Consider the following 20,080-nt stretch of genomic DNA (forward strand, 5'->3'; position numbering starts at 1 on the left):
AACGATCCGTGGCGTAAGAGGTCAAGGTCCATATGGTCAAAAGAGACAGGATGACGCTATCCTTTTGCATCTGAACAAGGAAGGGATGATGTGATGACCCGAGATGACGACGTGATGATGGTGGACGATCTCATTCCGGCGCTTGTGGGGGCGGATCGGCGTCAGGTTCTTAAACTTCTGGGGGGCGTGCCCTTGGCGACCCTGCTGGCCAATCCGGCGCTGGCCGCCGCTGTGGCGCGTAATCTGGAGACCGTCTCTATCCGCACTCATTCAGGGCGTGAGGTGAGCGCGAGCTATATCGCCCCGGCCGAAGGCAAGGCGCGGGCGGCGGTGATCATGATCCACGAATGGTGGGGCCTCAACAGTCAGATCAAAGCCGTGGCCGCTGATCTCGCCGCCAAGGAGGGCTATGCCGTGATCGCGGTGGATCTGTTCAACGGCGCCGTGACCGATAACACCGAGGCGGCCATGGCCCAGGTGCGCGGCGTGAAGCCGGAGGAAGCGCAGGAGACCCTGGCCGCCTGGCTCGCTTGGGCCAAGGCGCGCGGGGCTGTGAAGCGGGCGACGCTCGGCTGGTGTTTCGGCGGCGGCTGGTCCTTGAATGCGTCGCTCGCCACGCCGGTGGATGCGACGGTGATTTATTACGGCAATGTGGCCAAAACAGCGGCGGAGCTTGCGTCCTTGAAGGGCCCCGTCCTTGGCCATTTCGCCCGCCGGGACGCCCATATCAATGAAGCCATGGTAACTGGCTTCGAGAGCGCGATGAAAGAAGCCGGAAAATCGCTCAACGTCTATTGGTATGACGCCGACCATGCCTTCGCCAACCCCACAAGCGCAAGCTATGTGGAACGCGACGCGGCCTTGGCCTGGGAACGGACGACGGAGTTTTTGCGGAAGATGCTTGCCTGAGGGGGGAGGCACGGCCTAACTGTCATTGCCGGGCTTGACCCGGCAATCCATGGTCCAACCGACTGAGCCATGGCCAGATGGATTGCCGGGTCAAGCCCGGCAATGACAATAGGGAGGGAGAGAGTGGACCCATGTCCCTCCCCGCCCAGCTTAATCCTCAAGCCGGAACATCATCAGGATGGTGCGTTGGAGGGGGAAGTAATTGTCGTCGGACACGATATAGATCAGCGTCTTGCCGTCCGGGCCGGTGCGGGCGGCGATGCCTTCCATATTGTCGATGTTGTAGGGGTAGGAGAGCGTGGCCACTTCCTCGCCATACACGATCTTGCCGTCGCGAAGGTCTTCCTTGCGGATGCGTTTGAGGCGGGCGCCGAGGCCCTGCATGAGCGTGAGCCGGCGTTCGAGCACCATAAGGTCGCCGTCCGGCAGGGTGGTGAGGTCGGAGGCGCGGAAGCCCTCGGACGCCACGTAACTGAAGCGGGAGATCTGGGTTTCGCCGATGATCCAGGCGGGGACGATGTCGCCGCCTTTGGGGTTGTCTTCCGAGATGGCGACAAGAGTGCGGCCATCTTTCAAGGTGGTCAGCGATTCGATACCACCGTTGTTTGGCAGGGTCGCAAGTTCATCCATGATGGTGACCGGCAGCGGCAAGGGGTGCGGCAGTTTGTGCATCATATAGTCGTTCATGGTCGCGCCATAGACCCACAGTCGATGCCAGCCTTCAAACCCGACCACAAGGCCGATGCCGGGCAGTTCGGTGAGGGATTCGGCATCACCGTTGTGCTTGGCGGTGTCGCAACTATAGAGGCTCTCCCCCTTGAGGCCGAGGAGCGGGGAAATCACCAGGTTATGCAGGCCGGTGAGCTGGCCGTTGGTGTAATCGAGGGAGGCCCCGACCCACAGGCCGCAATCGGACACGGTCAGCATCTGCGAGCCGTCTTCGGAGATGATCAGCGACGACAGGCCGCCAAGGCGCGGATCGCTGCTTTTGATTTTGAGCCCGCCGAGATAGGTGAGCTTGCCGACTCGGGTCTTGCTGCGGTCTTCGAGATTGAGCGGGATGGCCTCGAAGCTGACAGGGCTTGTGGTGGCGGCACCCTCGGGGCTGGTCTTGATAGGGGAGCTCGCCTCCGCCGGGGCGAGGGCGAGACCAGTGATCAGCATCAGCAGGGCGACAACAAGCTGTTTCATCGCCGCGCCCCCCGGCGCTGCGCCTGACGTCCGGCGTTCTGCGTCTCGTCAAACAGCGCGGCGAGCTGATCGGTCATGGCGCCGCCCAGCTGCTCGGCGTCCATGATGGTGACGGCGCGGCGATAATAGCGGGTCACATCATGGCCGATGCCGATGGCGATAAGTTCGACCGGGGAGCGGGTCTCGATCCAGTCGATGGCTTCGCGCAGATGACGTTCGAGATAATTCCCGGCATTGGCCGACAGCGTGCTGTCATCGACTGGCGCGCCGTCTGAAATCACCATCAGGATGCGGCGTTCTTCGGGGCGGCCGACAATGCGGTTATGGGCCCAAAGCAGCGCTTCGCCGTCGATGTTTTCCTTCAAAAGCCCCTCGCGCAGCATGAGCCCGAGGCTGTTGCGGGCCCGTCGCCAGGGCGTGTCGGCGGTTTTATAGATGATATGGCGAAGGTCGTTCAGGCGTCCGGGATTAACCGGCTTGCCGTTTTCGATCCATTTCTCGCGTGATTGTCCACCCTTCCAGGCCCGGGTGGTGAAGCCAAGGACCTCGCATTTGACGCCGCAGCGTTCAAGCGTGCGGGCCAGAATATCGGCCGACAGCGCGGCAATGGTGATCGGCCGTCCGCGCATGGAGCCCGAATTGTCGATCAGGAGCGTGACCACGGTATCGCGGAACCGGGTGTCGCTTTCGACCTTGAACGACAGCGGGTGCATGGGGTCGATGATGATGCGCGAGAGGCGTGCCGAATCAAGAAGCCCCTCCTCCTGATCGAAATGCCAGGAGCGGGTCTGCTGGGCCATCAGCATGCGCTGGAGGCGGTTCGCGAGCTTGGCCACAGCGCCCTGCAACGGTGACAGTTGCTGATCGAGCGAGCGGCGCAGGCGTTCGAGTTCGTCTTCGTCGCAGAGCGCCGAGGCCTCGATCACCTCGTCAAAGGTCGTGGTATAGGCGCGGTACTGTTCCGGCAGCGGCTGGCCGTCGAGGTTCGGGCGGTAGGGGCTGGCCCCGCTCGCTTCGTCCTCACCTGCGGCAGACGCGTCGAGGTCCTCGGCCATGAGATCGGCGGCTTGATCGCTCGGGCTGTCCTCGCCTTCACTTTCACGCATTTCGGCGGGCAGCGAGGTCGAGCCGTCGCTGTCGGCGGAGCTTTCGCCGGTACCGCTGTCATCCTGTTCTTTGTCCTGCTCGCCGTCGGCGGCCTCGTCATCAGGGGCGAGGTCCTCGGGCGGCAGATCTTCGGCGAGCTCAAGATCGGCGATGATGGCGCGGGACGCACGGGCAAAGGCCGCCTGATCGCCAAGCGTCTGGTCAAGATGATTGAGATCGCCGCCTGCCCGGTCCTCGATCCAGCTCCTGAGGCTGTCGACGGCGGCACGGGCCGGTTCGGGCGGGGTTTTGCCGGTCAGCCGTTCGCGGGCCAGCAGCCCGAGAATGGTGGCGAGATCGGCATCGGCCGGTTTGTCGGCGGGTTTCGGGACATAGCGGCTGAAGGTTTTCTCAAGCGCGGCGTCGAGATTGGCGGCACAACCCGCCATGCCTTCGCTGCCATAAGCTTCGACCCGGGCCTGTTCAAGCGCGTCATAGACCGATCCGGCCATTTCGCCGACCGGGCGATAGGCTTTGTGGACTGCCTTGTCATGATGGCGTCGGCGCAGGGCGAAGGCGTCGGCGACGCCACGGATTTCGGCCGCTTCCTGGGGGTCGAGGTCGCGCGACGGCAACGGCAGGCGCGCGATGGGCGAGGCCGGGGCGGGACGATCGGTGCCGAACTGCACTTCAAGCTCGCCGTCACGGGCTATGGCCCGGAGCGCCGAGGTGACGGCCAGTTTGAACGGATCTACGGGATTGCCGCGAGGTTTCACAGTGATTGTTGTCTACTTACTGGGCCGCAAGAGTCGGCTTTTTCACGGCGCTATCGGGCAAATCTTCACCAAAGCAGCGCTGGTAATATTCGGCCACGAGCGGCCGTTCAAGCTCGTCACATTTGTTGAGGAAAGTGACGCGGAAGGCAAAGCCGATGTCGTTGCCGAAAATTTCGGCGTTCTGCGCCCAGGTGATGACCGTGCGCGGCGACATGACGGTGGAGATATCGCCATTGATGAAGGCGCTGCGCGTCAGGTCGGCGAGTTTCACCATGCTGTGGATAAGACCGCGTCGGGCCGTGGTGTTATAGGACGGCACCTTGGCCAGCACGATGCTTTCTTCCTGCGGATTCGGCAGATAGTTGAGCGTAGTGACGATGTTCCAGCGGTCCATCTGACCCTGGTTGATCTGCTGCGTGCCATGATAAAGCCCGCTGGTGTCGCCAAGGCCGATGGTGTTGGCGGTGGCGAACAGGCGGAACGCCGGATGCGGGCGGATGACGCGGTTCTGATCGAGCAGCGTCAGCTTGCCTTCGACTTCGAGAATACGCTGGATGACGAACATCACGTCCGGCCGTCCGGCATCATATTCGTCGAACACGAGCGCGGTCGCATGTTGCAGCGCCCAGGGCAGGATGCCTTCACGGAATTCGGTTATCTGCTGGCCGTCCTTGAGGACGATGGCGTCCTTGCCCACAAGATCGATGCGGCTGATATGGCTGTCGAGATTGACGCGGATGCAGGGCCAGTTGAGGCGCGCCGCCACCTGCTCGATATGGGTCGATTTGCCGGTGCCGTGATAGCCCTGCACCATAACCCGGCGGTTGTGGGCAAATCCGGCCAGAATGGCGAGGGTGGTGTCATGATCGAACACATAGGTCTCGTCACGGTCGGGCACATGCTCGGAGGCTTTGGAGAAGCCCATGACCACCATGTCGCTGTCGATGCCGAAGGTGTCGCGCACGGAGATTTTGTGATCCGGCAGGAGGGGCAGGGCATTGTCTTCTTTTTTGGTGCTCATGGTTCACTGCTCGACTTGGACTTTAGAATGATGGGGGATTAGCCCCGGCTTTCCCAGGCGGCCGCAAGTTTTCGATAGGCGTCGCTGATGCTGCGGAACATGTCCTCGCGCTGCCGGTCACCGCCGTTGGCGTCGGGATGATACTGCTTCACAAGCAGTTTGTATGCCTTTTTGATGTCGGCTTTTGTCGCCTGCATGTCAAGCCCGAGCGTGGCGAGGGCCTCGCGCTCGGCGGCGCTCAGCGGCCGGTTGCCGGGGGCGAACTGGGCGGTTTGCGGGCGCTCGGCAAAGGGGCCTCGGCCTTTTCGGATATCGTCCCCGAAGATATCAAGGGGATCATGGGCCTCGGTGGTTTCCGCCGTCGGCCCAAGTCGCCCAAGTTTCCAGGTTGGCCGGTGCCAGCCCGGGACCTCGCGCTGGAACTGGTCGATTTCGTCCGTGGACATATCCTTGAAATAGTCCCATTGGGCGTTGTAGGCACGGGCATGTTCGCGGCAGAACCAGTAATAGTCGTCAAGCTGGTCGCGTGCCTTCGGGGCCCGGTGCTCGCCCGGGGCGGCGCAGTCGGGCTGGTCGCACAGGCGCGCGGCCCCGCGATCCCCAAAGGATTTGAGGCCAAGGAACGGGTTGCGGCTCTGGTCGGCGGTCACGGCGTGTCTCGACCTTTCTTGCTGAGTGAGAGGCTCTCACTTATATAGTCAGTCATGAGCCGCCCGCAAAGGGCGCGGCGCGATTTTCGAGGAGTGCGGCGGATGACCATGGCGGAGCGGATTCGGACCAAGATCGAGAGCGGTTTGCAGCCTCTGCGCCTCGAAATCATCAACGAATCGCACAAACATATGGGTCATGGCGGCTATCACCCGAGCGGAGAAAGCCATTTCAAGCTGGTGGTCGTGGCGGCGGCCTTTGCCGGGCAGTCGCGGGTCAATCGTCAGCGCGCCGTCTATGCGCTGCTGGCCGACGAACTGGCGGATACCCTTCATGCGCTGGCGCTGAGCACCTTGACCCCGGATGAAGACGCCGCCTCAGAGCAAAAATCCGAGCAATAACGGGATAATGGCCAGCGACAGCAGGGTCGACAACACCACAAGGCTCGCGACCCGCTGGGGCTGGTTGTTGAAGCGCGCCGCCAGCAGGTAATTCAGCACCGCGATCGGCATGGCGCCCTGGATGAGGGCAACACCCATGGCCTCGCCCTCAAGCCCGACCAGACGGGCGATGCCATAGACGGCCCCGATGCCAAGGACATAGCGGTAGACTACAAGGCTGAGCGTCTCGCGGAAATGCGTCACCTTGAGGCTGGCGAGCGAGGCGCCGAGCGCCAGCAGCATCATCGGCATCATCAGCCCGCTGATCAGATCGGCGGTGTTGAGCATCCAGGTGGGCGGCGTCACCCCGGCATAAAGGAACATAAGCGCAAGGCCGATGGCATAGACCATGGGCATGCGCATCAACAGCACTGGCTTCATCTGCCCCGACGCCATGAGCACGCCGATGGTCAATTGGCTGGCGCTGCTGACGGCATAGAACGCGATGGCGAGCGTGAGGCCAGTGTCGCCATAGGCGAAATAACAGAGCGGCAGGCCCAGATTGCCCCAGTTCGGAAAGGTCAGCGGATGGAGCCAGTCCCGCAGCGACAACCCGCGCGCCCGCAGCATCAGCCAGTTCGCGGCCATCATGGCCACAAGCGTCAGCCCGGCCACCAGGCTCATACGGGCAAAAAGATCGCCCGAGACCTTCATGGTGGTCAGGCCGTAAAAGGCCAGCGCCGGGGAGCCCACATTGATGACAATGCGCGAAATGAAGGCGGGGTCGATCTCAAGCTTCATCCGCACCCAGAGATAGCCGATCCCCACCGTGATGAAGACGGGGACGAGAACATTCAGAAGCGCCTGCCACATGCACAAGACCTCTTGGACGCCGGTACCATGATTGCGGTTGCGATGATGGTGGTGCGGATAAGGACTTGTGCCGATTTAACATATTCCGGGCGCGAAGACTCGGCGTTTCTTGGTCAAGAGATCATATCGCAGGCGATGCTGGTCCGCGGATAGTCGCGTACATAGCCGAGAAACCGCGCCAGCATGCGATCCGAATGGGTCAGCATGTCCTGTCGGAAGCTCAGGTTCTTCATGATCAGGGTGTCTTCGCTGAACAGCCGGTTGCCGAATTTGAGACCCTCGGTGAGGGCGATGTCGATCATTTCATCCTCGCCAGGCGCGCCGCTGCTTTTCGGGGTGGCGACGATCAGACTGGACAGCGTGCGATTGCCCGGCAGAGCCTTGCCCGCGGACATCTGATAGACCGGCCGGCCCATGAATTCGCTCATGAAGATCAGGCAATTGGTGCCGAAGACGCGGACCTCCTGCTTTAGTTGGCCCATGCCGGGAATGGTCATGGTCTGGACATACTGCATGCCATGGGGGCTGATCGTGACCTCCTCAGGATTGACGTCGAGGTCGATGTGATGCACGGCCATCAGATGCTGAATATCCGAGGAATTGGAATAGGGGACGAAATGGTCCTTTTCGGTGAGAACGGAAAATTCACGGCGCATGATCAGATCCTGTTCCGGGAGCTGAAACTGCGGCACGTCATATAAGGGCTCCTCGCCATTGAAGGCCCAGATGAAGCCAAGGGTCTCCCGGGTTGGAAAGCGGAACAGCCTGGCGTCTGCGGGCGGGCTGTCCTTGACGGCGGTGGCGATGCACTGTCCGGCATCGTTGTAGCGCCAGTGATGATAGGGGCAGCGGATCGCGCCGTTGACGATCTCGCCGTCGCTGAGGTCGGCGCCGAGATGACGGCAATAGGGGCTCAGCACCTGGGCCGTGCCGTCCGCGCCGCGAATGACGATGACCCGGCCATTCATGAATTCGCTGCCGAGGATTTTGTCTTTCTGGACGTCGGTTGAAAAACAGACGGGGTACCAGTTCTGGTCATAGCCATTGGCTGCCGACTGCGGCGGAATGGGCGTGCCGCGTTGCAGGTGGCCGCCGGTCAGGGTTGGGGAAATGGAGTTCATGATCTTGATCCTTACGCATCTTGAGATTGCGGGAAGGGCGCGAAAACATGGGCCAGCGCCGCTGTAGCGACGGCCTGATCCTGATGATAGATGCCGCCCGCGACGCCGATCGCGCCCATGGCCCGGCCGTCTTTGACGATCGGAATGCCGCCCGGCAGGATGAAGAAATCCGGATCGCCATGAAGGGCTTCGCCGATCAGGGGATCCTCGGCTGCCATATGGGCGATGGCTTCGGTGGGGAAGCCCATGCCGGCGGCTGTCCGGGCCTTTTTATGGGCGGTTTTGAGGCTCAGGAATCCGGCCCCTTCCATGCGCGCGGCGGCGATGATGTGACCGCCGGGATCGACCACCACCACGGCCACGGGAACCTGCTGCGCCGTCCCGGCCTCAATGGCGCGGGTGACGAGTTTTTGGGCTTCATGCAGAGACAACATGCTGCACATCCTTTCTGATTTTGTCTTTGATCAGTATCGGTGACCGGGCTTTGGCAGCCTATGTCCGGATGTTTCGCGGAGTTATCCATTTGTCGCCGGGCGGGGGTGAAAAAGATCTGAGTTCCGATCATCGTCATACGAAATCATATTGTGTTGTCGGGCCTGATAAAGCGGCGCACACTTCGACGGGGATGGTTGGTTTGGAGGGGGTGCCATGACGATCATGCAGTTTCTGACCAAGGCGCGATTTCGCAGTTCCGAATTCGGTCTGGTGACCTGCGGCGCGCCCTGGAGCGGCCGGGTACCCCTGATGCCGAGCGCGGTTCTTGTGGTCATTCGCGAGGGCGCCTGTTGGCTCGCGGTCGATGGGCAGGCTCCGCTACGGGTGATGGCGGGCGATGTGGCGCTTATTCCGCGCGGCACCTCGCATCGGCTGTGTTCATCGCTGGATGTGCGGGACGAATCGGTGATGGAGGTCATCCGCAAACGGCCCATTCAGACCTATATGATCCGTCATGGCGGCGACGGGGCGCGCACAGTGTTTTGCGCCGCCGTGGCCAGATGGGACGATGTAGCGGAGGCTACCGTGGCCCGCATTCTGCCAGATCTCATTCTGGTGCGGCAGGCCGAATTCGGCGACGGGGCCGAGGTCGCATCCCTTGCGGAGCTGTGGGAGCGGGAGGCGCGCAAGGCGCGCGAGACGTCGCCGCTCATCAGTCACCGGGTGCTCAACCTATTGCTGGCGGAAATTCTGTTTGCGAAATTCGCCGACCCGGCGCTGCGCCGCGCTTTGATGAAAGGCTTTGCCAAACCGCCGGTGGCGCGGGCTTTGATGCTCATCCATACGGCGCTTGCGACCGACTGGACGGTCAGCGATCTCGCGAAACGGGTGGGGCTGTCGCGCTCGGCCTTCACGCGGGAGTTCAGCGCGCTGATGGGGCTCGCGCCGGGGCAGTATCTGACCGACCACAAGCTTGCCGCGGCGGCGTCCCTGCTGGCGGCGACGCCTTACGATCTGGCCACAGTGGCCGATCTCGTGGGCTATGTTTCGGTGCCGAGTTTCATCAAGGCGTTCAAACGCCGCTACCGCATGCCGCCGGGGCAATATCGCGATGCCGGGTCCGTCAATCGAGATCAGGCGCGCCCAGCCTGAACATGAATCGGCGGCTCAAGACTTGCATATTGATTTCGACCTTTGATCTGATACGATGATATCGTATGACGATCATGGAGATTCTGCAATGCGCATTGTTCACGACAAGGACGTCCCGTTCATCCGCTCGGAAACGCAGCACCGCGAACCCAATATCGAATTCAAACGCTTGCTTCAGGGAACCCCGGGGTCGCCGCAGAATTATGAATTCACCCTGGCCAAATCGCCGGGGCGGTTTTTAAGTCCGCGCCATCATCATAATTTCGATCAGATCCGGTTGTGTCTGGATGGCAAGTTCGGCGACGGCAAGGCCACGGATCTTGCGCCGGGGGAGGTCGGTTATTATGGTGAAGGCGGCTATTATTCCATCGACTCGACGGATTCTCTGGTGCTGTTGCTGCAATTCGGCGGTGCCAATGGCGATGGCTTCACGTCATATTCGGACCTGTTTCGCGCTTATCATGAAATGACCAAGCTTGGTGAATTCCGGAATGGCGTGTTCTTCCGCAATCAACGCACCAATCTGCCGCCGGATGTGAAACCCAATCAGGATGGCTACGAAGCCTTGTGGCAGCATATCAACGGCAAGCCGGTCACTTACCGTGAGCCGCGCTATCGCAATCCGGTGATCATGAATCCGGCCCATGCGGCGGCGCTGCCCGATGCGGAGCAGGCCGGTGTTTTCCGCTCCACCCTTGGGGTATTTACCGAACGGCTGATTGATATCACCCAGATCAAGGTGACGGAAGGAGCAGTCCTCGCGGAGTCCGCACCGCGCGCGCCCAAGCTTGGCTATGTGCTGTCGGGGGAGGCGGAGACCGAGGGCGATCGGCTGATCGCCGGCACGGCGTTTGAAATCGCCACCGGCGAAACCCTGCATCTGACGGCGCAGTCCGATCTGCATATTCAGATGATCACCCTGCCCTGGTTCAGCGATGACGAGCTGTTGCAGTCGCGTCCGACCGCTGCAATCGTCTGACCGGAGCCTTGGCGATGACGGTATCGATGACGCTCGATCGTGAGGTGGAACAGATGCTCGCCGCCCTGGCCGAGGCGGGACCTTTTGGGGACAGGTTCGATCCTGTGAGCTTCCGCGCGCAGTTCGAACAGATGTCGCCCGGTCTGTGGGATCCGCAGGCGCTGCCGGTGCATCATTGGCAGGACATGACCATTCCGGCGGGGGATCACGCGCTTGCGGCGCGGGTTTATTGGCCGCGTCGCAGCAAGGACTGGTTGCCGGTGTTGCTATTTTTTCATGGCGGCGGTTATTGCAGCGGCAGCATCCATACGGCTGCGGCTCATGCGCGGTTTCTCTGTCGGGAGGCGGATTGCATTGTCGTCACCGCAAGTTATCGTCTCGCGCCGGAACATCCGTTTCCGGCCGGGGTGGAAGACGCTTTCGTTGCGGCCGACTGGCTGGTCCATCATGCGGCGGATCTTGGTGGCGATCCGGCGCGCCTTGCCATTGGTGGCGACGCACCGGGGGCAAGTTTCGCGGCTTGCTGTGCGATCCGCGCGCGGGACCAAGGGTCGCCGTTCAGGGTTCAGTTGCTGCTTGGGCCGTCGACGGATTTTTACGGGGACTATCCTGAAAAACTGCGCAATCTCAGGATCGGGCCGGTGACCGCGCCGGTGCTGGCGGCGCTTGAAGAAGCTTATCTGCCGGACGCTGCGGCGCGGGCTGACTGGCGATGTTCTCCCTTGCGGGCGGAGTCGCTTGGCGGTTTGCCGCCGGTTTATATTCTCGCCGCTCAATATGATTTTCTACGACCGGAGACCGACGCCTTTGTCGATCGGCTGCGCGCCGAAGGCACGGATGTGACCTATCAGGTCTGGCCGGGCACGGTGCATAATTTCTTTTCCATGTCTGATCGACTGCTCATCGCCCGGAGCGCCATGCGTCATGCGGCTCGGCATTTACGCAGGGCGCTCCATCCGGCGAGTATCTAGAACCGGCGGGTGATGGTCGCGCCATATTGGCGGGGGGGTGCGAGATATCCGGTGGCAATGCCAAAGGAGACGAAGCCGAAAGATTGATAGCGTTTGTTGCCGAGATTGGTGCCATAGACCGCGAGCTGCCAGTTTTCATCCGGCGATTGATAGGTGGCCCGGGCATTGAGCAGGGTCAGCGACTTTTCCACGACTGCTTCGATATTGGGGACGTTCGGATAGATCCGGCTACGATAGATGAGATCGCCGCGCAGAGTGAGCGAGCCGATGGAGCCGAGCGGGAAGTCATATTGCACGCCAAGATTGGCCGTCCATTCCGGGGTCTGGGCAAAGGAGGCGTCGGTGTTGAATGGCAATAGCGCGTGGGGGAAGCTGCTGGGCGGATTGAGGCTGAGGAATTTTGCGTCCACATAACCCAGACTGCCGTCTATGCGTAGATTTTGCACGGGCATGGCCTGCAGTTCGGCTTCGAAACCGCGAATGCGTGCCTTGCCGGCATTGACCGTGGGGGTGTTGACGATCGGCCCATCGCTGATGAGAACGGTGACCTGAATATTGTTATAGTCGGTCTGGAACGCCGCCATATTGAGCCGCACCCGATTATCGAGAAAATCGAATTTGGCCCCGAGTTCATAGGCGGTCACGGTTTCCGGATCATAGGGCAGAGGCCCGGGGGAGGCAGTCAGCGCGCGGCCGTTGAAGCTGCCGCTTTTATAGCCGCGCGACCAGGAGGCGTAGAGAAAAACCGATTCAAGAGCGCGATATTCCACACTGGCCTTCGGAGAAAATTCATCCCAGCTGCCATGGGCCGTGAGCGTGGTGCCACTCGAAAGAAAAGCTGGTATCAGACCAACCCCCGGCACATCGATGACCCCTGCCGCATAGACCGATGAGGGGGCCCCGTCCAGATAAGGATTGGCGAGGAAATCGGGACGGTCGGTGAAGGTTTTCTTGTCGCGGGAATAGCGCAGACCGCCGGTGATGCTGAGCGCCTCGGTAAGGCCGACGGTGACGCTTGCGAAGGCGGCGTAGTTGTTGGTTTTGAGATGGCTCCGCAACTGGATTTCAGGGCCGATGGCCGGGCGCAGGAAGGCGGCATCGAACAGGATGTCGCTGGTCTCGCGGGCGTAATAGGCGCCGACCAGCCAATCCGTCCGTGCGCCGATCTTGCCGTAAACCTGAAATTCCTGGGAGAACTGGGTGGAGTCGAATTTGGTGAATTGTTCGGCGATGCGCAAAGGACTGCCGTCATAATCGACGCCGGACTGATCTTTCTGATGGCGGTAGGCGGTGATGGATTTGACGGAGACGAGATCGGACGTCCAGTCCACCGTCCCTGAGATGCCCCAGACATCAAGTTTGGAGACATTGGGGCCGGTGGCCAGGCTGTCATAGCCGCCGTGGCTGACAAAGGGTGATGTGCATTTCGTGGCCGGTGCCGGGAACGGCGGACAGGTGGCGCTTGGCGTCAGATAGGGCAGGCCAAAGCCGTAGGGCGGCGGTGGCGAGGCGACAAAAGCATCAAAGGCCCTGAGGCCGGAAAAATTATCATCGCCTTCGACAATGGCGATGGCCTGATGGGGATAGGCATGTTCATCCCGCCTTGTGCCGTCGGCAGTCAGAAACACCGTCAGATTGTCATTGGCCGTCCAGTTGAGCACGGCGCGGCCGGACCAGACATCCTGATCGCCCATGTCTTCGCCGGTCAGCAGACGCTTGCCGTACCCGTCCTGGGCCCGCCGCGCCACCGAGACTGAGCCCGCGAGTTTCTCGGCTACCAGCGGGAATTCCACATAGCCCTTGAGTTCATAGTGATTGTAATTGCCGCCGGTGGCTTCAAGCTTGCCGCTGAAATCTCCGGTCGGTCGTTTGCTGGTGATGCTGATGGCACCGCCGATGGTGTTGCGGCCAAAAAGCGTGCCCTGGGGTCCGCGCAACACCTCCACCCGTTCGGGGTCGAGGAGATCGAGCACATTGCCGGTCTGGCGGGCGATATAAACGCCATCAAGATAAACGCCGACACCGGGGTCGGTTGTGGGCACGAAATCGATCTGGCCGATGCCACGGATGAAGAAACTGGCCGTGGCCGCGCCGCCGGAGGGCCCGGAGGACACATATAAATTGGGCGCCACGGAAGACAGATTGGCGATATCCGTGATCGAGCGCATTTCAAGATTTTCGCTGCTGAAGGCGGCCACGGCCACCGGGACGGTTTGAATGCTTTCGGCGCGGCGGCGGGCGGTGACGACGATTTCTTCAAGCCCGGCGGTGTCGCGCGCGCTGGCGGCGAGCGCCTGGGTCTGCGGCTCCAGAGCCAGCATGGCAACGGCTGCACTGCCCCATAACAGTTTGGCTTTCATCTTTGTTTCTCCCCTTTTTGGCGGCTTCCCGATTTTGCTTTCTGTCTGGCTCACTTTCTGGATGTGGTCGGGTGGGGTGGTAATGTTAATGCGATATCGTCATAATCAATCGTCATACGATAATGTTAAAAAATATCGCTTGTCAATCCGGCCTTGCGCGAAAATACTGACGGAGGATCCAGAGGTGCTTCAACAGAGATGGACGATGACCGGTAAGACAAAGTCAGGTGAGGTAAAGTCAGGCAAGGTGGCCGTCACGCGATCCGGAACTAAGCCCGCAAAATCCGTCAAACCCGAAAAACCAGCTGGCCCCGTAGCATCCAGCCAGATCAGTGTGGTGGACACAGTGGTGGACCGCATCCGCCAGAAAATCATGCGCGGTCAGTTCGTGCCCGGGCAGCGCCTGATCGAGCCCGATCTTGCCGAACAGATCAATGTCAGTCGCACGGCCTTGCGTGAGGCGTTCCGCCGCCTTGCCGCCGAAGGTCTGGTGGAACTCGCCCTCTATAAAGGGGCCACGGTGCGGCTGCTCGGCAAAAAGGATGTGGAGGAAGCTTATCTCATCCGGGAAATGCTTGAGGGTCTGGTGGCGCGGCTCGCGACGCCGGTTATCTACGGGACGCCTAAACTGAAAAAGGCACTGCTGGATTTGCGCGCGGTCATGCGGACAACGGTCAAATCGAGCGAAAGCATTGATGCTTATTCTCAGTCAAACACAGAGTTCCACAAGCTTCTGGTCGAGGCCGCGGGCAGTGCTCAGCTGGAGCGGCTGGTGGAACAGGTGCAATTGCCGATGTATCGCATCGTCTATGTGCGGCTGCTGTCGGAAACGGCGCGGGAGAAGTCGATGAAAGATCATGAGCGCATCATCGAAGCCATTCTGAAAGGCGACGCCAAAGCGGCCGAAGCTGCCATGCGCGCCCATGTTCAGGCGTCCGGACAATCGTTGCTGACGTTGTCCGATGATTATTTTTCCTGAGCGGGAGGATTTTGCATGAGCGAGTTTCAAGCGATCCCGCCCGGCAAACTCGCCGCCGTCGTCACTCATTTCGACATGCGCGATCTGCCGCCTGTGGACGCGGCGGGGCTTGAGCGTCCCGATCTTCATCTGGAATTTGTGGCTGATCCCGACCTTGACTGGTACCGCGATCTTTTTCGCGCGGTGGGTGCGCGCTGGCTGTGGTTCAGCCGCCTGCGCATGACGGACGAGGCGCTCGGGGCCATCATCAAGGATCCGGCGGTCGAGATTTATGCGCTGACCCGGCAGGGCGAGACGACGCCAAAGGGGCTGCTGGAACTGGATTTTCGTGATCCGAAGAATGCCGAACTCGCCTTCCTCGGGGTGACGGCGGATATGATCGGCAGCGGAGCGGGGCGCTATCTCATGGCCCGGGCCATGGAACGCTTCCGTGCCGTGAAGCCGCCCCGGGTCTTTGTGCATACCTGCACCAACGATCATCCGGACGCGCCGAAATTTTATGAACGGGCAGGATTTCGTGCCTGTGGCCGGGAGGTCGAGATCATGACCGACCCGCGTCTCGACGGCACGCTGCCGCGAGACGTTGCCCCCCATGTGCCGTTGATCTAGGCGCCAAGCACATTGATGCTGAAGGCGATCACGCCGATGTTGAACACAAAGGCGGCGAGGCAGTGAAAGGTGCTCACGCGGCGGAAGCGGCGCGATTTCATATTGGTGTCGGAGGTCTGAAAAGTCATGCCGAGACAGAATGCGAAATAGATGAAATCCCAGTAATCCGGCTCTGGCGTATCCGGAAAAATGAGACCGCCGTAATCACCGCCGTCTTTGTCGCGGCTGTAATACATATGGGCATAATGTAGCGCAAAGACCAGGTTGCTGAAGGTCCAGGCCAGCGCCAGGGTGGCAATGACCACCGCGATATCGATGGCATCGCGGGTTTTCACCTGGATCAGCTCGCTTGCAACCGTCACCATGACGACGAGCAATACGAGAACGGAAATGCAGAGGAGAAGCCCCCTGTTGGCATCGTTGCGTTCCGCCGCCTTGCGCATGGCCCCGGCCTCCTGACCAAGCAGCGATATGCAGGCGAGGATAAAGATCAGCGCGGCAAGGTCAAAGCTCACCATAGCCCCATGTCGCCAGCCAAGGGCCGGGATGGCGAGACTGGCCGCAAGACCGGCAATGACGACGAAGCCGATAAAACGCCAGGGGAACAGAATGTTGCCGATAACTGGCCGCTGCCGGGTTCCCGCCATTCTATTTGCCTCCTCGATGATGCCGGGTCTTCGGATCGTCGACAGACCCACGTGGATGTTCGAGCTTTTCAAAGAGTATGTCGGACATCGGCTCCAGTAAAGCCGCTACAGGTTTTCGCAGTGCAACGGCCGGTGTTTAGCGGTCATATGCTATCCTGGGTGAATTACCGATTTATGGTCTGAGTTTTCCAACAATATGAAATCTTTCTTAATTATCTGAATATACTGAAGAAGTCGCTTCACATGCCGAAATTACGAGATTATCATAGGTTGAATATCGATATCCTGAAGACTATGCCAAGGGGTAGGTCCATGCGGTTTGTAAACTTCATGCTTTGCGTCGTCTTTCTGGCCTGTTCGGTGGCGAGCGCCAGGGCAGGGGATCCGTTCGACAACGCACGCTATTACATCGGCACCAAGAATAACGCGGCGGCACTTCAGGATATCGACAGCGGTCAGTTTGACATCAATATGCAAACGTCCGAGGGCTATACGCTGCTGCATTATGCGGCTGAGGCAGGAAATCTTGCCATGGTGGATTCCCTACTCGAACGTGGGGCCAATCCGTCAATCAAAACGAATTTGGGCAGTACGCCGTTCGATATGGCGATCGGAACCATGGTTCAAACCCGCCTCAAGGCGGCGATGGCCGGAGGAAAGAGCGCCTCTCCACAAGCCAAAGGCACAGGCGATTTTGATACGGCGCGGGCGAATATCGGCTGGCGCAGGAACGATGTTGTGATCGCCGAGCTTGACAAGGGGCTCGATGTCAACATGCAGAATGCCGAAGGCTATACGCTGCTGCATTTTGCCGCTGGCGAAGGCAATCTTGCCATTGTGAAGGAACTGCTGCAGCGCGGTGCAAATCCAAATACCAAGACCAATAGCGGCCAGACCGCGCTTGATCGTGCCATGGGCACCATGGTTGAAGCCGAATTGAAAAAAGCGGGCGGTAAATTGGGCATATCCGCATCTTTGGAAACGCCCGCAAAGCCCGTAGCACAACCCGCCGCGACCACAAAGCCGAAAGCGAACGCCGCGAACGACACACCCACAACGCCAAACTCACCATATGCCAAAATGTGTGAAAGCCGTCATTACACATCATCGGCGCTCTGCAGCGACAGCACCTGCAAAATGCGCGAATACCGCAAATGGCAAACTTGCCTGAAGACCGGAAGCTATTACTGAGGATGTGATGCTTGGGGGCCTGATGGAACGTCGGTGATGGGGCCCGTCAATTCAGAAATCTATCCGTCCGCCCTGTTGCGGATTGCTTTATGTGTGTTTCAATGCTGAGCCTTGGCAAACGCCACAAATCGATCCACCAGCGCCTGTTTTTCCTTGTTCCATTGCGGTGCACCGTGCAGCAGGCCGATGCGGCGGCGGTAGTCGTAGCCTTCTAACCGCAATTTGGCGATGCCGGGCAGGCCGTAGCTTTCGGGCAGGGTGGTGAAGCCGAGGTCGGCGGCGACCATCATCAGGGCGCGTTCATCCTGGGGGGTGCGGTAGACCAATCTGGGGCGCACGTTCTGGTCGGTGAAATAGCGGCTGGTTTCCGACAGCAATTCACATCTGGTGCGCACGATGGTGGGCTCGTTGGCGAGGGCGCGGCCTTCGATCCGCCCGCGCTCGGCGAGGGGGTGGCTTGCGGCGAGGGCGAGGACATAGCCTTCTTCCCAAAGCTCGACCGGCGGGCGGTGAGGGGTGGCGGCGGTCTGCGGTCCGCGCAGGATGGTGAGCGCGAGATCGACGCCGCCGCTGTCGAGCTTATTGGTGATTTCCTGCTCGGTGCCCTCGGACAATTCGATGACCACGCCCGGTTCGGTGCGGCGGAAACCGCCGGCAAGGGCGGCGAGGCGGGCGGCCGGGATGGTCATCAGCACGCCGAGCCGGATCACCCGCGGGGCTTCGATTTCGTGCAATTCGACCTCGGCCAGCGTACATTGATGGAGGATCGATTTGGCGCGTTCGATGAACTGGGTTCCGGCTTCGGTCAGAAAAATGCGGCGGTTGGAACGATTGAACAGTTTGACCCGCAAGCCGGATTCGAGCTTTTTAATGCCCGCCGACAGGGTCGGTTGGGTGACGCAGGCGCGCTCGGCCGCCTTGGTGAAGCTGCCGGTTTCGACGACCGCAAGAAAATAGCGTAATTGATACAGTTCAAACATAGATGCTATCTATAAAACCCATACAAACAAAAAATTTCATCTATTCTTGAGCCGAGGGTAAAGTCCTGTCAAGGACTGTCAAAAGTCGCCGCCTGCTGTGAAGTCCCGCCGTGTCGGGGTGACGGGTCGGGCGGGGCATATTTGTGGGAAGCATCCGGATGTCGATACTTGAGAGCGCGCTTGACCGGCGGAGTGAGGGATTTGCAGCCAACAGGGCTCATATGCAGTCCCTTGTGGATGATCTCACGGCCAAGGTCGCCGAAATCAAGCAAGGTGGTGGCGCGGTCTCGCGGGAGCGTCATCTGTCGCGGGGTAAGTTATTGCCGCGCGACCGGGTGAAGGCGCTGCTTGATCCGGGGTCGCCGTTCCTGGAACTGTCGCAATTCGCAGCCCATGACGTTTATCATGACCATGTGCCGGCGGCGGGGATCATCACCGGGGTTGGCCGGGTCATGGGCATCGAGTGCCTGATCGTCTGCAATGATGCGACGGTGAAGGGCGGCACCTATTATCCGCTGACGGTGAAGAAGCATCTGCGGGCTCAGGAGATTGCGCGCGAAAACCGCCTGCCCTGCATTTATCTGGTGGATTCGGGCGGGGCCAATCTGCCCAATCAGGATGATGTGTTTCCGGATAGGGAGCATTTCGGGCGGATTTTTTATAATCAGGCGACGCTGTCGGCGGCGGGCATTCCGCAGATCGCCGTGGTCATGGGGTCCTGCACGGCGGGCGGCGCTTATGTGCCGGCCATGGCCGATGAATGCGTGATTGTGAAGGACCAGGGCACGATCTTTCTGGCCGGTCCGCCGCTTGTGAAGGCGGCCACGGGGGAGGAAGTGTCGGCGGAAGATCTCGGCGGTGCTGATGTGCATACGCGAGTCTCCGGCGTGGCCGATCATCTGGCTTTGAATGACGCCCATGCGCTGACCCTGACGCGGCGCATTGTGGGCAATCTGAACTGGGGCAAGACCGTGCCGGTGACGGTGCGGGAACCGCGCGCGCCGCTTTATGATCCGTCTGAAATCTATGGCGTCATTCCGAAAGACACGCGGGTGCCCTATGACGTGCGCGAGGTCATTGCCCGGCTGGTGGATGGCAGCGAGTTTGACGAATTCAAGAAGCTTTACGGCACCACGCTTGTGACCGGGTTCGCGCATATTCATGGTTATCCGGTGGGCATCATTGCCAACAATGGCGTGCTGTTTTCGGAGTCCGCCGTGAAGGGCGCGCATTTTGTCGAGCTTTGTGCTCAGCGCGGCATTCCGCTGGTGTTTTTGCAGAATATCACCGGCTTCATGGTCGGGCGCAAATATGAAACCGGCGGCATCGCCAAGGACGGGGCCAAGATGGTGATGGCCGTGGCCAACGCGAAGGTGCCGAAATTCACGGTGATCATCGGCGGCTCGTTCGGGGCCGGGAATTACGGCATGTGCGGCCGCGCCTATTCACCGCGCTTCCTGTGGATGTGGCCAAACGCGCGCATTTCCGTCATGGGCGGAGAACAGGCGGCAAGCGTGCTCGCCACCGTCAAGAAAGACGCCATGGCGCGCACCGGCAAAAGCTGGACTGCGGAGGAAGAAGACGCGTTCAAGGCGCCGATCCGCGAGCAGTATGAAACCCAGGGTCATCCCTATTATGCGAGCGCTCGGTTATGGGACGATGGCATCATTGATCCGGCGGATACCCGCCGGGTGCTGGCGCTTGGACTGTCGGCGAGCCTCAATGCGCCGGTGCCCGAAACCAGCTATGGCGTGTTCCGGATGTAAGGAGAA

Annotated in this window: 19 protein-coding genes; 9 read left to right on the plus strand and 10 right to left on the minus strand. The window is 60.5% G+C overall.

Annotation, left to right across the window (positions count from 1 at the left end; all coding sequences use genetic code 11):
• Positions 1 to 93: 93 nt before the first annotated feature.
• Complete coding sequence (locus NYP16_RS01090) at positions 94 to 909, plus strand: dienelactone hydrolase family protein (protein ID WP_274942259.1); 816 nt, start codon at positions 94 to 96, stop codon at positions 907 to 909.
• Between the two features lie 150 nt (positions 910 to 1,059).
• Here the strand turns inward: NYP16_RS01090 and NYP16_RS01095 are convergent, their stop codons facing one another.
• Genes NYP16_RS01095 through NYP16_RS01110 form a run of 4 tightly spaced genes read right to left on the minus strand, consistent with a single transcriptional unit; the run spans position 1,060 to position 5,633 of the window.
• A complete protein-coding gene (locus NYP16_RS01095) occupies positions 1,060 to 2,100 on the minus strand; it encodes an esterase-like activity of phytase family protein (RefSeq protein WP_274942260.1) in 1,041 nt (346 codons plus the stop codon).
• Positions 2,097 to 3,962, minus strand: a complete 1,866-nt coding sequence (gene cobT, locus NYP16_RS01100; protein ID WP_274942261.1) for a cobaltochelatase subunit CobT — start codon at positions 3,960 to 3,962, stop codon at positions 2,097 to 2,099. Before cobT ends, NYP16_RS01095 begins: the two co-directional genes overlap by 4 nt.
• A gap of 16 nt (positions 3,963 to 3,978) precedes the next feature.
• A complete protein-coding gene (gene cobS / locus NYP16_RS01105) occupies positions 3,979 to 4,983 on the minus strand; it encodes a cobaltochelatase subunit CobS (protein ID WP_274942262.1) in 1,005 nt (334 codons plus the stop codon).
• Between the two features lie 38 nt (positions 4,984 to 5,021).
• Positions 5,022 to 5,633 (minus strand): DnaJ domain-containing protein, encoded by a 612-nt coding sequence (locus tag NYP16_RS01110; protein WP_274942263.1) that lies wholly within the window; start codon positions 5,631 to 5,633, stop codon positions 5,022 to 5,024.
• A 102-nt stretch (positions 5,634 to 5,735) separates the two neighbouring features.
• On the opposite strand from NYP16_RS01110, the gene NYP16_RS01115 reads away from it, so the two are divergent.
• Complete coding sequence (locus NYP16_RS01115; RefSeq protein ID WP_274942264.1) at positions 5,736 to 6,032, plus strand: BolA family protein; 297 nt, start codon at positions 5,736 to 5,738, stop codon at positions 6,030 to 6,032.
• On the opposite strand, the gene NYP16_RS01120 is transcribed toward NYP16_RS01115, so the two are convergent.
• From NYP16_RS01120 to NYP16_RS01130, 3 genes are all read right to left on the minus strand, one after another.
• Positions 6,009 to 6,884, minus strand: coding sequence for an AEC family transporter (locus tag NYP16_RS01120; RefSeq protein ID WP_274942265.1), 876 nt, complete (start codon positions 6,882 to 6,884; stop codon positions 6,009 to 6,011). The two genes, NYP16_RS01115 and NYP16_RS01120, sit on opposite strands and share 24 nt — an antisense overlap.
• 113 nt (positions 6,885 to 6,997) lie before the next feature.
• Positions 6,998 to 8,005 (minus strand): Rieske (2Fe-2S) protein, encoded by a 1,008-nt coding sequence (locus NYP16_RS01125; protein WP_274942266.1) that lies wholly within the window; start codon positions 8,003 to 8,005, stop codon positions 6,998 to 7,000.
• A gap of 11 nt (positions 8,006 to 8,016) precedes the next feature.
• Positions 8,017 to 8,439, minus strand: a complete 423-nt coding sequence (locus NYP16_RS01130) for a GlcG/HbpS family heme-binding protein (protein WP_274942267.1) — start codon at positions 8,437 to 8,439, stop codon at positions 8,017 to 8,019.
• 214 nt (positions 8,440 to 8,653) lie between these two features.
• Between NYP16_RS01130 and NYP16_RS01135 the strand changes: the two genes are divergently transcribed.
• The 3 genes from NYP16_RS01135 (at position 8,654) to NYP16_RS01145 (ending at position 11,542) form a co-directional block, all read left to right on the plus strand.
• The gene (locus tag NYP16_RS01135) at positions 8,654 to 9,592 is read left to right on the plus strand and encodes an AraC family transcriptional regulator (RefSeq protein ID WP_274942268.1); all 939 of its coding nucleotides are present in this window, start codon (positions 8,654 to 8,656) and stop codon (positions 9,590 to 9,592) included.
• Positions 9,593 to 9,680: 88 nt separating this feature from the next.
• Positions 9,681 to 10,571, plus strand: a complete 891-nt coding sequence (locus tag NYP16_RS01140; protein WP_274942269.1) for a hypothetical protein — start codon at positions 9,681 to 9,683, stop codon at positions 10,569 to 10,571.
• Positions 10,572 to 10,585: 14 nt separating this feature from the next.
• Positions 10,586 to 11,542 carry an alpha/beta hydrolase gene (locus NYP16_RS01145; RefSeq protein ID WP_274942270.1) on the plus strand — a complete coding sequence of 319 codons (957 nt, stop codon included), beginning with the start codon at positions 10,586 to 10,588 and terminating at the stop codon, positions 11,540 to 11,542.
• Here NYP16_RS01145 and NYP16_RS01150 read toward each other — a convergent pair.
• A complete protein-coding gene (locus NYP16_RS01150) occupies positions 11,539 to 13,902 on the minus strand; it encodes a TonB-dependent receptor (RefSeq protein ID WP_274942271.1) in 2,364 nt (787 codons plus the stop codon). The two genes, NYP16_RS01145 and NYP16_RS01150, sit on opposite strands and share 4 nt — an antisense overlap.
• A gap of 205 nt (positions 13,903 to 14,107) precedes the next feature.
• On the opposite strand from NYP16_RS01150, the gene NYP16_RS01155 reads away from it, so the two are divergent.
• The gene (locus tag NYP16_RS01155; protein WP_274942272.1) at positions 14,108 to 14,881 is read left to right on the plus strand and encodes a GntR family transcriptional regulator; all 774 of its coding nucleotides are present in this window, start codon (positions 14,108 to 14,110) and stop codon (positions 14,879 to 14,881) included.
• Between the two features lie 15 nt (positions 14,882 to 14,896).
• Complete coding sequence (locus NYP16_RS01160; RefSeq protein WP_274942273.1) at positions 14,897 to 15,490, plus strand: GNAT family N-acetyltransferase; 594 nt, start codon at positions 14,897 to 14,899, stop codon at positions 15,488 to 15,490.
• Here NYP16_RS01160 and NYP16_RS01165 read toward each other — a convergent pair.
• Positions 15,487 to 16,137 carry a DUF1345 domain-containing protein gene (locus NYP16_RS01165; protein ID WP_274942274.1) on the minus strand — a complete coding sequence of 217 codons (651 nt, stop codon included), beginning with the start codon at positions 16,135 to 16,137 and terminating at the stop codon, positions 15,487 to 15,489. The two genes, NYP16_RS01160 and NYP16_RS01165, sit on opposite strands and share 4 nt — an antisense overlap.
• Positions 16,138 to 16,449: 312 nt before the next feature.
• Between NYP16_RS01165 and NYP16_RS01170 the strand changes: the two genes are divergently transcribed.
• The gene (locus NYP16_RS01170; protein WP_274942275.1) at positions 16,450 to 17,328 is read left to right on the plus strand and encodes an ankyrin repeat domain-containing protein; all 879 of its coding nucleotides are present in this window, start codon (positions 16,450 to 16,452) and stop codon (positions 17,326 to 17,328) included.
• A 98-nt stretch (positions 17,329 to 17,426) separates the two neighbouring features.
• Here NYP16_RS01170 and NYP16_RS01175 read toward each other — a convergent pair whose 3' ends face one another.
• Positions 17,427 to 18,308, minus strand: a complete 882-nt coding sequence (locus NYP16_RS01175) for a LysR family transcriptional regulator (RefSeq protein WP_274942276.1) — start codon at positions 18,306 to 18,308, stop codon at positions 17,427 to 17,429.
• 158 nt (positions 18,309 to 18,466) lie between these two features.
• Here NYP16_RS01175 and NYP16_RS01180 point away from each other — a divergent pair, with 158 nt between their 5' ends.
• Positions 18,467 to 20,074 carry a carboxyl transferase domain-containing protein gene (locus tag NYP16_RS01180; protein WP_274942277.1) on the plus strand — a complete coding sequence of 536 codons (1,608 nt, stop codon included), beginning with the start codon at positions 18,467 to 18,469 and terminating at the stop codon, positions 20,072 to 20,074.
• Positions 20,075 to 20,080 lie beyond the last annotated feature (6 nt).

The sequence above is a fragment of the Govania unica genome (genome assembly GCF_027920805.1).
GTDB lineage: Bacteria > Pseudomonadota > Alphaproteobacteria > Sphingomonadales > Govanellaceae > Govanella > Govanella unica.

What these genes read in the sequence shown, in the direction of transcription:
- NYP16_RS01125 (WP_274942266.1), bottom strand. Translation starts at nt 8,005, where the DNA reads ATGAACTCCATTTCCCCAACCCTGACCGGCGGCCACCTGCAACGCGGC.
- NYP16_RS01135 (WP_274942268.1), top strand. Translation starts at nt 8,654, where the DNA reads ATGACGATCATGCAGTTTCTGACCAAGGCGCGATTTCGCAGTTCCGAA.
- NYP16_RS01115 (WP_274942264.1), top strand. Translation starts at nt 5,736, where the DNA reads ATGACCATGGCGGAGCGGATTCGGACCAAGATCGAGAGCGGTTTGCAG.
- NYP16_RS01145 (WP_274942270.1), top strand. Translation starts at nt 10,586, where the DNA reads ATGACGGTATCGATGACGCTCGATCGTGAGGTGGAACAGATGCTCGCC.
- NYP16_RS01160 (WP_274942273.1), top strand. Translation starts at nt 14,897, where the DNA reads ATGAGCGAGTTTCAAGCGATCCCGCCCGGCAAACTCGCCGCCGTCGTC.
- NYP16_RS01170 (WP_274942275.1), top strand. Translation starts at nt 16,450, where the DNA reads ATGCGGTTTGTAAACTTCATGCTTTGCGTCGTCTTTCTGGCCTGTTCG.
- NYP16_RS01165 (WP_274942274.1), bottom strand. Translation starts at nt 16,137, where the DNA reads ATGGCGGGAACCCGGCAGCGGCCAGTTATCGGCAACATTCTGTTCCCC.
- cobS (WP_274942262.1), bottom strand. Translation starts at nt 4,983, where the DNA reads ATGAGCACCAAAAAAGAAGACAATGCCCTGCCCCTCCTGCCGGATCAC.
- NYP16_RS01095 (WP_274942260.1), bottom strand. Translation starts at nt 2,100, where the DNA reads ATGAAACAGCTTGTTGTCGCCCTGCTGATGCTGATCACTGGTCTCGCC.
- NYP16_RS01150 (WP_274942271.1), bottom strand. Translation starts at nt 13,902, where the DNA reads ATGAAAGCCAAACTGTTATGGGGCAGTGCAGCCGTTGCCATGCTGGCT.
- NYP16_RS01130 (WP_274942267.1), bottom strand. Translation starts at nt 8,439, where the DNA reads ATGTTGTCTCTGCATGAAGCCCAAAAACTCGTCACCCGCGCCATTGAG.
- NYP16_RS01090 (WP_274942259.1), top strand. Translation starts at nt 94, where the DNA reads ATGACCCGAGATGACGACGTGATGATGGTGGACGATCTCATTCCGGCG.
- NYP16_RS01120 (WP_274942265.1), bottom strand. Translation starts at nt 6,884, where the DNA reads ATGTGGCAGGCGCTTCTGAATGTTCTCGTCCCCGTCTTCATCACGGTG.
- NYP16_RS01175 (WP_274942276.1), bottom strand. Translation starts at nt 18,308, where the DNA reads ATGTTTGAACTGTATCAATTACGCTATTTTCTTGCGGTCGTCGAAACC.
- NYP16_RS01140 (WP_274942269.1), top strand. Translation starts at nt 9,681, where the DNA reads ATGCGCATTGTTCACGACAAGGACGTCCCGTTCATCCGCTCGGAAACG.
- NYP16_RS01180 (WP_274942277.1), top strand. Translation starts at nt 18,467, where the DNA reads ATGTCGATACTTGAGAGCGCGCTTGACCGGCGGAGTGAGGGATTTGCA.
- NYP16_RS01155 (WP_274942272.1), top strand. Translation starts at nt 14,108, where the DNA reads ATGACCGGTAAGACAAAGTCAGGTGAGGTAAAGTCAGGCAAGGTGGCC.